This window comes from Bradyrhizobium guangdongense, from assembly GCF_004114975.1.
In the GTDB taxonomy this organism is placed as follows: domain Bacteria; phylum Pseudomonadota; class Alphaproteobacteria; order Rhizobiales; family Xanthobacteraceae; genus Bradyrhizobium; species Bradyrhizobium guangdongense.
On the sequence record NZ_CP030051.1, the window covers coordinates 2,170,753 to 2,184,982 of the forward strand.

Here is a 14,230-nt window from a genome sequence, read left to right on the forward strand (position 1 = left end):
TTTCAAAGACTGTTAAGCATGTCGCGGCTTGCCGGAACCGAGGCCAGCGACAAAAACGTCTTGGACACTATCGCAGCGTTAGCTTCGGGCTCATTGCCATATCTTCCCGATCCTGCCGGGTCCAACGATGTCTGCTGACGCCCCCGTGACCGAAATGCCTGATGTGCTGCGCGCGGCGCTCGAATGCGCCGACGACGGCATCGTCATCGTCGATGACGCGCGTCGCATCACTCATTTCAACGCCGGTGCGGAGCGGATCTGGAAGTTCGCGCGGGCCGATGTGCTCGGCCACGACGCTGCAATTCTCACGCTCAAATGCCTTCAGGCCGACCCGGTCGCGGATTTTCGTGACGAGATCAGCCTGGTTCGTTGCGACGGCAGCCGGATCAAGGTCCAGATTGCGCTGTCCTCGGTGACCACAGGCGGCGCGCTCCATCACATCGTGTTCGCGCGCGATGTCACTGCCGATGCCGAGCGCCGCGTCAGGATCGGGCTGCTCAACACCGTCTCCGACCAGACCAACCGCGCGGTCATCATCAGCGATGTCGAGCAGAACATCGTCTACGTCAATTCGGCCTTCACGACACTGTTCGGCTACAGCAGCGGCGAGGCCGAAGGGCGCCGCGCAGGCGATCTCATCGCCGGCTGCCATACCGATCGGAAGGCCATTGCCAGGGTCATCGAACGCCTGATGCGTGGTGGCCGTCGCGGCGAGGCCGAGGTGCTGGTCTACGACAAATCCGGCCAAGAGATTTGGGTTTGCGCCCGGATCGATGCCTTCCGCGACAAGAAGGGGCGGGTCAAGCATTTCTTTGCGCTGCTCGAGGACATCACCGAGACCAAGCAGCTGCGCTCGCTCCAGCAACTGATCATGAGCGCGCTCGCCGACGAGGTCCCGATCGCCGAGATCGCCGACAGGCTGTGCCGCCGCGTCGAGGAAATCGCGCCCGACGTGGTCTGCTCGCTGCTGCACATCGATGCCGCCGGCCTGGTCCATCCGCTCGGCGGTCCAAGCCTGCCAGAGGACTATTCCCGCGCGCTGGATGGCCTCGCCATCGGGCCCAATGTCGGCTCCTGCGGCACAGCGGCCTTCTATGGCGAGCCGGTGCTTGCGACCGATCTCGATACCGATCCACGCTGGCAGCCCTACAAGACGATGCCGCTGGCGATAGGCTTGCGTGCCTGCTGGTCGACACCGGTCAAGGCCAAGGACGGCCGGGTCATCGCGACGTTTGCTTTCTATTATCGGGAGCCGCGCGCGCCGAGCAACTGGCACCGGCGCATCGTCGAGGCCTGCGTCGACCTCGGCGCTTTCGCGATCGAACGCAAGGAGGCGCGCGCCGAGATCGCGCGGCTCGCCTATCACGATATCCTCACCGGCTTGCCGAACCGCGCGCAATTGCGGCACCTGATCACGACCGCGATCGACGCCTGTCCGACCGGCGGCCATGTCGCGCTGGCTTTTCTCGACGTCGACCATTTCAAGGACGTCAACGACACGCTCGGCCACGCCGCCGGCGACGAACTGCTGGTTCAGCTGGCGCAGCGCCTGCGCGAGCAGATCGGGCCTGAGGACATGTTGGGCCGGCTAGGCGGCGACGAGTTCGTGGTCCTGCTGCCGCACCGGAATGCACAGGACGCCGAGCGCGTCGCAGCCGGCATCACCGAGGCGCTGGCCGCTCCCTTGCGGCTCGGATCGAAGCTGATGCCGATGTCGGCCAGCATCGGCATCAGCCTCTATCCCGACCACGCCACCGACATCGACACGCTGATGCAGCAGGCCGACGCCGCCATGTACATGGCCAAACAGGCGGGCCGGTCGACCCATCGCATGTTCAGCGCCGAGATGAACGGCCTTGCCGAGCAGCGACTGGCGATGATCGCAGCGCTCCGCCGCGCCATTGCCGACAATGCGCTGAGCCTGTTCTATCAGCCGCAGGTCCGCAGCTGCGATCGCGCCATCCACGGCGTCGAGGCGCTGGCGCGCTGGCACGATGCCGCGCTCGGCGACGTCTCGCCGGCCAAGTTCATTCCGCTCGCCGAAGAGTGCGGCCTGATCGAGCAGATCGGCCTGTGGTCGGTGCGCGAGGCCTGCCGGCAGATGGCGATTTGGCGCCGCGCCGGGCTCAACATTCCGAGCGTGTCCGTGAACCTGTCGCCGCTCAATTTCCGCAACGTCGCGCTGGCCGCGCGGCTCAAGGACATTCTCGCCGAACATGCGCTGCCGCCCGATGCCCTGATGCTGGAGATCACCGAAGGCACGTTCATGCAGGACGGTGCCGCCGCGCTGGAGACGATGCATGCGATCCGCGAGCTCGGCGTCGGGCTTTCGGTCGATGATTTCGGCACCGGTTATTCCAGCCTCAGCCGGCTCGCGCATCTGCCGATCCGCGAGCTGAAGATCGACCGCAGTTTCATGCGCGACATCGACAAGGATGCAGCCGCGCTCGCGATCGCCACCGCCGTGGTGCGCGTCGGCCAGGGCCTCAGGCTGACCGTCGTCGCCGAAGGCGTCGAGACTGAAGGCCAGCGCAAGATGCTGACCGAGCTCGGCTGCGACGTCGTGCAGGGCTTCCTCTACGCCCCCGCGCTCGCCCCGGTCGCCTTCGAGCGCTGGCTGATCGAACATTGCGCCGAGCAGGCTAGGGCGATGCTGGGGCGGCTCGATGTTAACCCGGCGGGACGAGACGCGGTGAAGCGGTCGGCTTAGCCGTCGCTCACTCACCAGCTGTACTTGAGAACTCCTTTGCCGGCGTAGCTCGTCAGGTTGCCGGAAAATTCGCCTTCGAACGTCGCACCGAGCGAGACTCCGTTGAGCCATGTCGTCTCGGCAGACGCGCTGACCAGAGCGGAATCGGGATCTGGTCGGGCGCCGTTCACGACAAAGCTCGTGCCCGGCAGCGACTGGAACGCCGCCCGAACCGCTCGGTCGGGGTTGTAGTCATGCGCCCACGCCAGCCGGCCGCGGAGCGTCAGTACGCTATCCCTGATCGCGAATGACTTATCGCTGCGGAAGCCGAATTCGGTGCGGGTATCGGTTGTGGTCTGTGCCCCATAATTCAGCGCGAACAAACCGCCGCCGACAAGACTCTGCTCGGCATAGGCCGGCAGATCGAAGTTGATCGCCTGCACGGCCGCATAAGGCGTCAAGCCCGCAAACGGCGTCGTAAACCGATAGCCACCTTCGAACCGGCCCGAGAAACTGTCGGCGCGAAAGCGGCCTTCGAGCCTGTCGATGCCGGCGAGCGCCACGCTGCGCGTGGTGGTGACGTCGTGCCAGCCGTAGGCGAATGCGGCGGAGACATAGGCGCTGCCGTACTGATGTCGGCCATAGGCGCCGGCCTGGAAGAGATCGGCCGAGCCGGAGCCGAAGCCGTTAGCCACGGCATAGGTCGTGCCACCGCCGCCGAGTGCAAAACCAACGACCGTATCCGGCGAGAGCCTGTAGTCGGCTCCTGCGGCGACGCCCCAAACCTGCGCTCTGGTGTCCTGCGATCCCACCACCGCGTTGCCGGCGATAGTTTGGGCGCCACCATAGCCTGCTGCCCACGAGCTCCACGGATTGAATGCATGCGATGCGTATTGCGGCGCCTTGGCGACCATTGCGTAGGTCTGGTCTGCGCTTCTGCCGGCCGGTCGTCCGGCATAGGACAGTGCTGCCTCGCCAGTCGCGAAAGGTGCTTCCTCCGGCGCAAAGCCGCCGGCGCGCCCGGCGGTCGTCTGGTCGAGCAACAGGTTGAGGAACAGGTCGTCAGCCTTCAGCGATGACTGAATGACGCCGGTGCCGAGCTCGCCGGAGGCCACCGACAGACCCGCCGGTGTCAATGCACCGAATGTCAACGGAATGCCGGAGGTCGTATTGAAGTAGTCGGTCAACGTGCTCGCGACCTGCTGCTGGTTGCTGTTGAGGCCACTGCCAAAATTCAGGTTAGCGAAGTTCAGCGTCAGATTGAGATAGGCGTTGTTGGTGTCATAGCTCAGCGAGCCGAAGAAGCTCGCCGGCAGGTTCGTGTTCACTGCGCCGCTAAAGGTGCCGTTGACGCCTCCGGCGGCGTTGAGGATCGTGTAGCGCCTGGCGACGTAGCTTCCCGGCGCATAGCTCGCGGCGACCGTCGCGCCTCCCAGGGTCGCCGTCCCCGTCACGTTGACCCGGTCGGCATTGGCCGGCGAAACCTCGACCGAATAGGTCGAGGCCGATGTGAAGGTGAGATTGCCGGCAACTGTCAAAAGGCCGATGGAATTGCCCGGCGAGAGCGTGCCGCCGTTGATCAGCGTGTTGCCGACCGTGCCGCTGCCGCCGAGCGTGCCCAGTGCTCCGACGATCACCGTGCCGCCAAGCGCGGCGCTCGGAGTGCTGGCATCGCCGACCTTCAGCGTCCCGTCCGCGACCGTCGTGGTGCCGGCGAAGCCGCTGCTCACGCCGTTCAGCACCAGCGTGCCGGTGCCTTGCTTGGTGAAAGAGCCGCTGCCGATCAACGTGCCGTCGAACGACCCGTTGCCGCCCATCGTGACCGTCAAGGCGTTTGCGCCGAGCACGATGTGCGAACCGGCCACGCCGGAGAGATCGGCAATCGATTGCGCGCCGGCAGCGGACAGGTCAAACGTTGCGCCGCTGCCAGCCAGTGCGAGGCGCGTGGCCGAGGACAGGCCGCCCATGCCAGCCAATGCCAGCGTGCCGGCGTTGATCGTCGTCGCTCCCGTATAGGTGCTGGTGCCGGTCAGCCGCTCTGTCCCCCCATTCAGCGTCAACCCGCCGCTTCCCGCGACGGTCCCGCTGAACGTTCCTGCGGCGTTCGTCAGCGTCAGTGTGCCGGCACCGAGCGCGACCGTGCCGCTGCCGGCAAGGCTCGCCACCGATGCGCCGCTCGCCGTCGCCGAGATATCGAGCGTCCCGTTGGTCGTGACTCCGCTCGAGGCGGCGATACTGCCGCCGGCGCCGAGCGCGAGTGTCGCGCCGTTGCCGACGATGGTCGCGCCCGAATACGTATTGACGCCGGTCAGCGTCTGTGTACCGCCGGCGATCATCACGCCGCCCGCGCCGCCGATCACGCCGCCGAACGATCCGATGGCGTTGCTCAGGGTCAGCGTTCGGCTGCCGAGCGCCACGACCCCGCTGCCTGTGAGTGCGCGGATCGAGGCGCCAGCGCTGGTGCCGGAAATATCGAACACGCCGTTGTCGACGAGGCCGGCCGATGCGGCGATGCTGCCGTTGCCGGACAATGCAAGCGTGCCGCTGCTGATCGTCGTCGCGCCCGTATAGGTGTTCACGCCCGACAAGGTCAGGGTATGGTTCCCGATGAACGTCACCGCACCCGCGCCGGAGATGGCGCCCGAGGCGACAAGGCTCGTAGTAGAGGTCTCGAGGGTCAGGGCGGAGGCGCTGTCGGCGAGAGAGATCGCGTTGCCGAGCGTGAGTCCGGCATTTTGCCCGGCGATGGTCGCCGACGCGCCGGCATCGATCGCAATACTGCCGATGATCGTCGATCCCGTTAGCAGATCGAGCCTGTTACCAGTGCCGCCGAACTCGATCGCAGCGGCGCGCGTTCCGCCGGCAAGGCCGCCACTGATCGTGCCGGCATTTACGATCAAATCCCGGCCGCGCGTGATGATGCCCACGCCGGCAGCGCCGCCGTTGCTGCCGCCGCCGGTGATCGTCCCGGCATTGGTGAGCACATTGAATCCGCCGACAAGGTTCACGCCGGCGCCGCCCGCACCGCTCGCGCCCCCGGCGAAAAAGCCGGCTCCGCCCGCTCCACCGTCGCCCCCAGTGATGGAGCCAACGTTGGTGATCATCGCGGAACTTCCCAAAGAGAGCAGGCCGTCGCCGCCGCCACCACCACCGCCGCCGAACCCGCTGCTGCCCCCTGTTCCGCCCGCGCCACCGATGAGCGAACCCCAGTTCTCGATTTGCACGGCTCCCAGGGTGGCCGTCAGCCCGCTTCCGCCGCCGCCGCCACCACCACCATTGCCCGTACCGGCGTTCAAGTTGTCGCTGCCTGCGCCGCCCCCTCCGCCGGAAATCGTGGCGCCGTTACTGATCGTTATGGACGTCCCGCTGTAATAGATACCACTGCCGCCACCCGCGCCTCCCGCGCCGAAGTTGGTGCCCTGGGGACCCGCTGAACCGGTTGCTCCCGCAACGCCGGCATTGAAAACGATTGAACCCGCACTCAGGGCTACGCCTGGTGCGGCGCCTGTCACGCCGCCCGCATCGCCGGGCGCACCATCTCCGCCGCTGCCGTTCGTGCCTGGGCTGCCCGGATCCTGGATAGTTGTGCCACCGGCGCCAAGGTGACTCGCGCCGCCGCCTTGGCCGTTACCGGCGCCACCATTGCCGCCGCGTCCCGGGGCGCCGCTTCCACCGGCGGCGCTGCAGGTTGTCGTATCAATAGCCGTGCATGCAGCCCATGCTGATGAGGGCACGCAGGCGAGTGCGAATGTGAGTACGACCTGTCCGGCAGCGCAATGAAGTCGGCGGAACAACGCGGATCGATGAGAGGCTGTTTCGGCGGAACCAATGCCGTCGTGGACGGCCGGCCAGACATCGGAATCTATCGGCAGACTGCCGATCGCGACCCCTCGCATTCCCAACTTCATGGCATTCCCAGCAATGGCACGCTGCAAGGCGTGCTGCACCATAGCACCGTGCAGTCGTATTTCTGCAGATTGCTATTTCATGTCAATCCGGCCGGCGTGAGCCTGCCCATTTCGCAATCTCGTGTTGCATTTGAAGCACGCGGGTGCAGCGTGCGGAGCGTTCAAAAGCGCAGCGACCGCTTGCCAAAGACAATCTGTCGCAGTTGCGCTCAAGGATGGACCTGGTCGTCAACTCGGGAGCTAACTCTGGTTCGGCCCCAGCCCCGTGCGCCGCCGCAAATCCGTGATCGCGCGTAGAAAACTGTCGGCCGGCGTCGTCTCGGGATCGATCAGCCGATGCAGACGAAAGCCGTCTTCCAGCGCCAGCACGACCGAGGCCATCCACGGCGGATTCAGCCTCTCGCCATTCGCCTTGTCCTTCAACGTCGCCTCGACGATGTCGGCAATCAGCTTGCGCCGGGCGCGCAGCCGCTTGGCGAGCTCGGGCCGGCGCTTCTCGGCGCGCGCGACGAACAGGATCATCTCGATGTGCAGCAGTGGGGAGCGGGTGAGGGGATCCTGCCGGCCGCGGTCCATCGACTTAAGCGCTGCGATGAAGTCGTCGAGGTTGTCGTGCTGCGCCAGGATCTCCATGTTGCGCCGGATCGATCGCTCGACGTGATCCTCCAGCATCGCGAAGATCAGCTCGTCCTTGCTCGCAAAGTTCGAGTAGAACGCGCCGCGGGTGAAGCCCGCCTCCGACGCGATCGCCTCGATGCTGGCGCCACCGATGCCGTCCTGTTCGAACACGCGTGCAGCCGCCTCGAACAGCTTATCGCGCGTGTCGTCCCTGGTCGGTCTGGTTCTCACCCTTGACATCGGCGCAGGGTAGGGCAGAATGCAACTCGATACAATAATGTATCGAGTTGATAATTCACAGGGATGGTTACGCCGGGGCTTCGGGCTGCCTCGCGTATCGTGTCATGCGGCAACCGGTGCGAGGTCCACCATGAACGAGCAAGTGCAACCCGCAGGCGATCCGCTGTTCAATCCGCTGGCACCGGACTTCATCCGCGATCCCTATCCGCATTATGAGCGGCTGCGCACGATCGATCCGATCCATGTGACGCCGTTCGGCCAGTTCGTCGCCAGCCGTCATGCCGACGTGAGCCTGGTGATGCGCGACAAGCGCTTCGGCAAGGACTTTGTCGAGCGCACGACGCGCCGCTATGGCCCCGACATCATGAACGAGCCGGTGTTCCGCAGCATGGGCCACTGGATGCTGCAGGCCGATCCGCCCGATCACACCCGCCTGCGCGGTCTGGTGGTGAAGGCCTTCACCGCCCGCCGCGTCGAGGACATGCGGCCGCGGATTCAGGAAATCGTCGACCAGACGATCGATGCCGTGATCGATCGCGGTCAGATGGACCTGATTGAGGATTTCGCCTTTCGCCTGCCCGTCACCGTGATCTGCGAGATGCTCGGCATCCCCGAGGATCATCGCGAGGTCTTCTACAAGAGCTCGCGCGACGGCGGACGGCTGCTCGATCCCGTCCCCTTGTCTCCTGAGGAGATCGCGAAAGGCAACCAGGCCAACTTGATGGCGCAGATGTACTTCCAGCAGCTGTTCGAGCTGCGCCGTCGTAGTCCCGGCGACGACCTCATCACCCAGCTTGTGCAGGCCGAGGAAGACGGCAACAAGCTCACGAATGAGGAACTGACCGCCAACATCATTCTGCTGTTCGGCGCCGGACACGAGACCACCGTCAATCTGATCGGCAACGGCCTTTTGGCGCTCCACCGCAATCCGGATCAGCTTGCGCTTCTGAAGGCGCGGCCGGACCTGATCACCAACGCGATCGAGGAGTTTCTGCGCTACGATTCCTCGGTGCAGATGACCGGACGCGTCACGCTGGAGGAGATCGACGATCTCGGCGGCAAGAGGGTCCCCAAGGGCGAGAGCGTGCTCTGCCTGCTCGGGTCGGCCAATCGCGATCCCGCTGTTTATCCTGACCGCCCCGACAGGCTCGACATCACCAGGCCCAACGTCCGGCCGCTGTCGTTCGGAGGCGGCATCCACTTCTGCCTGGGCGCCCAATTGGCGCGTATCGAGGCCGAGATCGCCATCGCCACGCTATTGCGGCGGCTGCCCGACTTGCGCATCGACGACGTCGAAAACCCGGAATGGCGGCCGACTTTCGTGCTGCGCGGCCTGAAGCGCCTGCCGGCCAGTTGGTGAAGCCGGACGGGTTAACCTCCGCGCGCAACAGTCGCTGTGACTTCGCCACACTTCCCCCTATATAAGGGGCAGTTCCGGCGCGCCTGAAGCTTGGTTTGTCAGCTTGGGTTTGACCCGGGTGCCGGCTTGGCCGAGGGGAGACCCGTGCAGACGACACTGCTCGGACTGGCGATTGCCTTTATTCTAGCGCTGCTGGCCGCGCTGATCGGGCCTTACTTCGTCGACTGGAACCAGTTTCGGCCCCAGTTCGAGGCGGAAGCGACCCGGATTATCGGCGTGCCCGTGCGCGTTGCGGGCGAGCTCGATGCGCGGCTGCTGCCCACGCCGACGCTGCGCCTGCGCTCTGTCACCTTCGGCGGCAACAACGATCTCGGCCGCCTGCGCGCCGACAAGCTCGATGTCGAGTTCAGCCTGGGCTCGCTGATGCGGGGCGAATGGCGCGCCACCGAGCTTTCGGTCGGCGGCATGGCGGTGGATCTCGGCCTCGACGCCAGGGGCAGGGTCGACCTGCCGTCCACCGCGAACGGCACCTTCAACCTGGCTTCGCTCGCGATCGATCGGCTCAACCTCACCGGCCGCATCGCCCTTCATGACGCCGCCAGCCATTCGACGCTGGAGCTGAACGACATCGTCTTCTCCGGCGACGTGCGCTCGCTCGCAGGCGCGGTGCGGGGCGACGGCAGTTTCGCCGCCGCGGGCACCCGCTATCCGTTCCGGATCTCCTCCGGCCCGAGCGCTGACGGCAGTGCCACCCGCGTTCACCTCAATATCGATCCCGGCGAGCGCGCCGTTCTGGCCGATCTCGAAGGCGTGCTGGCCTTCGACAACCGCCAGCCGAAATTCGACGGTGCGCTGACGCTGGCGGTGCCGCCGGCGAAGAAAGCCGGCGAGGCGGGGCCAACGCCATGGAAGCTCGCCGCGAAACTCAAGGCTGATCCGGCCGGTGCCAAGTTCGACCAGATCGACGCGAGCTTTGGCCCTGAGGACACCGCGCTGAAGGTCGGCGGCGTCGGCGATCTCAGGTTCGGCGCCTCGCCGCTGCTGCGCGCTGTGCTGTCGGCGCGGCAGGTCGATGCCGACAAGCTCGCGGGCCGCGACGATACTGAGCCGCTTCGCATCCTGCCCGCCCTGCGCGCAGGTCTGGCTGCGATCCCGCAGGCGCCGATCCCGGCGCAGATCGAGTTCAACTCCGACCAGATCATGCTGGGCGGCCGTCCGCTCCAGAACATCACGACCGAGCTACAGACCGATGGCCGGTCCTGGACCTTCCAGCGGCTCGAGCTGCGCGCGCCCGGCATGACGCAAGTGTCGCTCAACGGCGCCACGCCCGGCGCCGACAGCTTTAGCGGCCGCCTCAGCGTCGAGTCCTCCGATCCCGATACGCTGGTGGCCTGGCTGCAGGGCCGCAACGAGGTGATCAGGCGCAGCACACGGCCGCTGCGCCTTTCCGGCGAGGTGACGATCGCCGCCAATCATCTCGCAATCGACAAGCTCCAGGCCGAAATCGAAGGCGGCGCGGTCGGGGGCCGCATCGCCTTCGTGCAGACAGGCGCGAGCAAAGGCTCGCGAATCGATGCCGACCTCAAGGCCGACCGTCTCGACCTCGATGCCGCCGCGAGCTTTGTCCGCGCGCTCGCCGGTCCGCAAGGTGAATGGCCGGACGAGGCAAAGCTCTCGCTCGACATCGGCCGCGCCATCTCGGCGGGCCAGGAGCTGCGGCCGTTCGCGGCCAAGCTCGGCTATGGGCCCGCCTCGCTGTCGCTGGAGCAGTTGCGGTTCGGCCAGGCCAGCGGCGTGACGACGGAGGCGAGCGGCAGCTTTGATCGCACCAAGGCTACCGGCAAGCTCGCGCTGAAATCGTCGGCCAATTCGCTGCGCGATCTCACGGCGCTGCTGGAGCCGATCGCTCCTGCGGTGCGCGCACGCCTCGACGCCATCCCGGCACTGTCGGGCGCGACGCGCCTGACGCTCAATCTCAGCCTCGACAAGAACGCCGAACATGCCGATCGCAGCGACGCGCGCGTCGTGTTCGATCTCGATGCGCCGCAGCTCAAGGCCTCCGCCACGCTTGCCGCGCAGATGCCGGTCGGGGCCGTTAACGGCCTCGACATGGACCGTTTACGTAACAGCGACTTCACGCTGGACTCGAAAGTATCGACGCCGCAGGCGAACGCATTGTTGGCGCTGCTCGGCCTCGATCGCGTGGTCGCGGCCGGCGAGGGCGTCTCACAGATCGAAGGCAAGTTGAGCGGCGCGTGGCGAAAGCCCTTGCAACTGAACGCCAGGCTCGGTGGCGGCGGGTTGGATGCGGATGCGCAAGGCAGCGTCGAATTGTCGGGGCCGGAGCCGAAGGGCAGCGTGAATCTGCACGTGCGCAACGCCAATCTGGCGCCGCTGCTCGGGACCAATCCCGCCGACAAGTCGATCCAGAAGGTGAGCTTGTCGTCCCGCCTCACGCTGGCAGGCAATCGGTTGAGCTTCGACGATCTCGACAGCGGGGCTCTAGGCTCGCATCTGCGCGGCCATCTCGCGGTGACGCTCGATCAGGAGAGGAGCGTCGACGGCGAAGTCGGGCTCGACACGCTCGATCTGGCGCCTGCGCTCGCGCTTGTGATCGGCGCCGCCGGGCATGATGGCGGCGAACCGCTGAGTGCGGGCCTCGTCAGCGGCTGGCGCGGCCGAGTCGCCTTCCAGGCCTTGCGCGGCAGCCTGCCCGACGGCATCGAGCTGCGTCCCTTCAGCGGCACGATCAGGAGCGACGGCCAGTCGCTCGCGCTCGATGGGCTCAAGGGCGGCCTCGCCGGCGGCGAGATGACGGCAAGCTTGGACGCGCGCAACGGCGCCAATGGTCTGGCGCTGAACGCGCATCTCGATCTCACCAATGTCGATGCGGCCTCGCTGCGCTACCGTGATCTGGCGCTGCCCAGGGGGCGCGCGTCGGTGCAGATGGCGCTGACGAGCCAGGGCCGCAGCGTCTCGGCACTGACGGGCGCGCTTGCCGGCAACGGCACCGTGACGCTGGACTCGGTCGAGATCAGCGGGCTCAATCCGCGCGCCTTCGAGATCGCCATCCGCGCCAGCGACAGCGGTCAGGTCCCCGATGACGTCAAGCTGCGGCAGCTGGTCGAGCCCGCATTGTCGGCTCCCATTACGGTCCCCTCGGCCCAGATCGCCTTCACGATCCGCGACGGCCGGCTGCGCGTCGGCGCGACGCCGCTGGACGCGAAGAACGCGCGTGCCATCGTCTCAGGCGGTTACGACATTCCCGCCGACCAGGCCGACATCCGCGCCAGCCTGACGCCGATCATGACCGGCCTCTCCGGCGCGCCGCCGGAGATCCAGCTGTTCGCGGCAGGTCCGCCCGACAAGCTCAGCCGCACCGTCGATCTCACGCCGCTGTCGTCGTGGCTAGCGGTGCGCACCATCGATCGCGAGACGCGAAGGCTCGATGCCATCGAACGCGGCGAGCCGCCGCCGGCGACGGCCGCGCTGCCGACGCTGGTCTCGCCCGAGCCCGCGCCGGAGCCGGCGCTGACCGACGTGCCGATGCCCGGTCGCGATCCGCGCCGCCCGCCGCCGAAGGCGAAGGTCGAACCCAAGGCTGAGTCAAAGACTGCACCGACGCCGAGGGCGCCGCAGGCCGCGCCGGCCGTGCCGAACCCGCCGCTGGCAAGCCAGCAGGCCGCGCCCCTGCCGCCGCCGATCGACGTGCGGCCCGCCCCGGGCTCGCCGCCCGCCAAGCCCCGGCCGAAGCCGCCGCTGGTCCTGACGCCGCAGAATCCGTAAGGCGGCTCGACTCGGTGTCCGCCTCTCGCTCCGCGAGAGGTGAGCGGCTTACGCTTCCGTAACCACACTCGCTCGCATTTGACCGAAATCTCGTCGGCAAAACTGATGTGACGGTTTTACTGGATTCTCGCGTTTGTTCCCTAGTGTCGGCTCCCAGAGGAATCCGAGAGTCCTGCCCGTACAGGCAGGATGGCGCCAAAGAACTTCCAAGAACTGGGGTTATCGAGATGGACGGGGCGAAGACGCTTCTACAGGATCTGGACGACGCAATCGCGCGCGGCACCGACGAAAGCCGGGCCAAGGCGCTGTGGCATGCGACCGATCTGTTGATCACCGGTCGCTACGTCGACGACGAGATCAGCATGTTCGGCGAGGTCATCGGCCGGCTGGCCGACGAGATCGAGGTCGCCGCGCGGGCGCAGCTCTCCGAATTGATGGCGGGCTGCGATCATGCCCCGCTCAACGTCATCGAGAAGCTCGCTCTTGACGACGAGATCGCAGTCGCCGGCCCCGTGCTGCGCGACTCGAACCGCATCGGCGAGAAGGTTCTGGTCGAGAGCGCGATGACCAAGGGCCAGGCGCATCTGCTCGCGATCTCCCAGCGTGAGGAGATCGGCGAGGCCGTGACCGACGTGCTCGTCAAGCGTGGTAACCAGGAGGTTGTCACCTCGGTCGCCCGGAACGAGGGCGCGCGCTTCTCCGGCTCGGGCCTGCTGCACATGGTCCGCCGCGCCGAGGGCGATTCCATCCTCGCCGAGCAGCTCGGCCTGCGCAAGGACGTGCCGCGCCACATCTTCCAGCAGCTCATCTCCAAGGCCTCGGAAGACGTCCGCCGCCGGCTCGAGACCGAGCGCCCCGAAATGATGTCGCAGATCCAGAGCTCGGTGACCGAGGTCACCGGCGATCTGCAGTCCAAGTTCGGCCCGTCCTCGCGCAGCTATTTCGTCGCCAAGCGCGTGGTGACGACGCAGTACCGGCAGGGCAATCTCAACCAGGACTCGATCTCGAACTATGCGCGCCAGCACCGCTTCGACGAGGTGCAGATCGGCCTGTCGCTGCTGTCGTCGCTGCCGGTCGACGTGATCGAGCGCGCGCTGATGGACCGCAACCGCGAGATGATCCTGGTGCTGTGCAAGGCGCTCGACTTCTCCTGGGACACGACGATGTCGCTGCTGTTCCTCGGCGCCAAGGACCACCTGATCACCGCGCGCGAGCTCCACGACAACGAGCGCGATTTCAACCGGCTCAAGATCGAGACCTCACGCAGCATCTTGAAGTTCTACCAGTCGCGCAAGAACAGCGCCGGCGCCGATCCCGCGACGGGTCGTCAGGCTGAGCTCCAGGTTCACTGAACGGGACATCGAGGGAGTATTTGCAATGTTGCCTCAATTCGGCACCGCAGTTCGCAAGAACAAGAGCCTCACCAAGACCGTCGCCGCCGAGCCGGGCGGATCGGCTCCGGAGAAGGCCACGGTCGACGCCGCATGGCTCGTGCTGGAAGCCGCCAACGACCTCGGCGACCATGCCGCGATCGACGCCTGCCGGCGCGTCATCGATGCCGAACTGAACGGCACGGTGCCGGGCAGCGCGGATACCGAGCTCGTGCTGGGCTATTTCCGGTAAGACCAG

General features: G+C 66.5%; 7 protein-coding genes. 5 read left to right on the forward strand and 2 right to left on the reverse strand.

The window, feature by feature from the left end:
- Nucleotides 1-127: 127 nt before the first annotated feature.
- Nucleotides 128-2,710: an EAL domain-containing protein gene (locus X265_RS10400; RefSeq protein ID WP_128964743.1), complete on the forward strand. Its 2,583-nt coding sequence runs from the start codon at nucleotides 128-130 to the stop codon at nucleotides 2,708-2,710.
- Between the two features lie 11 nt (nucleotides 2,711-2,721).
- Here X265_RS10400 and X265_RS10405 read toward each other — a convergent pair whose 3' ends face one another.
- Nucleotides 2,722-5,985: an autotransporter outer membrane beta-barrel domain-containing protein gene (locus tag X265_RS10405; RefSeq protein WP_128964744.1), complete on the reverse strand. Its 3,264-nt coding sequence runs from the start codon at nucleotides 5,983-5,985 to the stop codon at nucleotides 2,722-2,724.
- An 852-nt stretch (nucleotides 5,986-6,837) separates the two neighbouring features.
- Nucleotides 6,838-7,455 carry a TetR/AcrR family transcriptional regulator gene (locus X265_RS10410; protein ID WP_128964745.1) on the reverse strand — a complete coding sequence of 206 codons (618 nt, stop codon included), beginning with the start codon at nucleotides 7,453-7,455 and terminating at the stop codon, nucleotides 6,838-6,840.
- Between the two features lie 130 nt (nucleotides 7,456-7,585).
- Here X265_RS10410 and X265_RS10415 point away from each other — a divergent pair, with 130 nt between their 5' ends.
- From X265_RS10415 to X265_RS10430, 4 genes are all read left to right on the forward strand, one after another.
- A complete protein-coding gene (locus X265_RS10415; protein WP_128964746.1) occupies nucleotides 7,586-8,815 on the forward strand; it encodes a cytochrome P450 in 1,230 nt (409 codons plus the stop codon).
- Between the two features lie 144 nt (nucleotides 8,816-8,959).
- Nucleotides 8,960-12,601 carry an AsmA family protein gene (locus tag X265_RS10420; protein ID WP_128964747.1) on the forward strand — a complete coding sequence of 1,214 codons (3,642 nt, stop codon included), beginning with the start codon at nucleotides 8,960-8,962 and terminating at the stop codon, nucleotides 12,599-12,601.
- A 227-nt stretch (nucleotides 12,602-12,828) separates the two neighbouring features.
- The gene (locus X265_RS10425) at nucleotides 12,829-13,953 is read left to right on the forward strand and encodes a DUF2336 domain-containing protein (RefSeq protein WP_128964748.1); all 1,125 of its coding nucleotides are present in this window, start codon (nucleotides 12,829-12,831) and stop codon (nucleotides 13,951-13,953) included.
- Nucleotides 13,954-13,978: 25 nt separating this feature from the next.
- Nucleotides 13,979-14,224: a hypothetical protein gene (locus X265_RS10430; RefSeq protein WP_128964749.1), complete on the forward strand. Its 246-nt coding sequence runs from the start codon at nucleotides 13,979-13,981 to the stop codon at nucleotides 14,222-14,224.
- Nucleotides 14,225-14,230 lie beyond the last annotated feature (6 nt).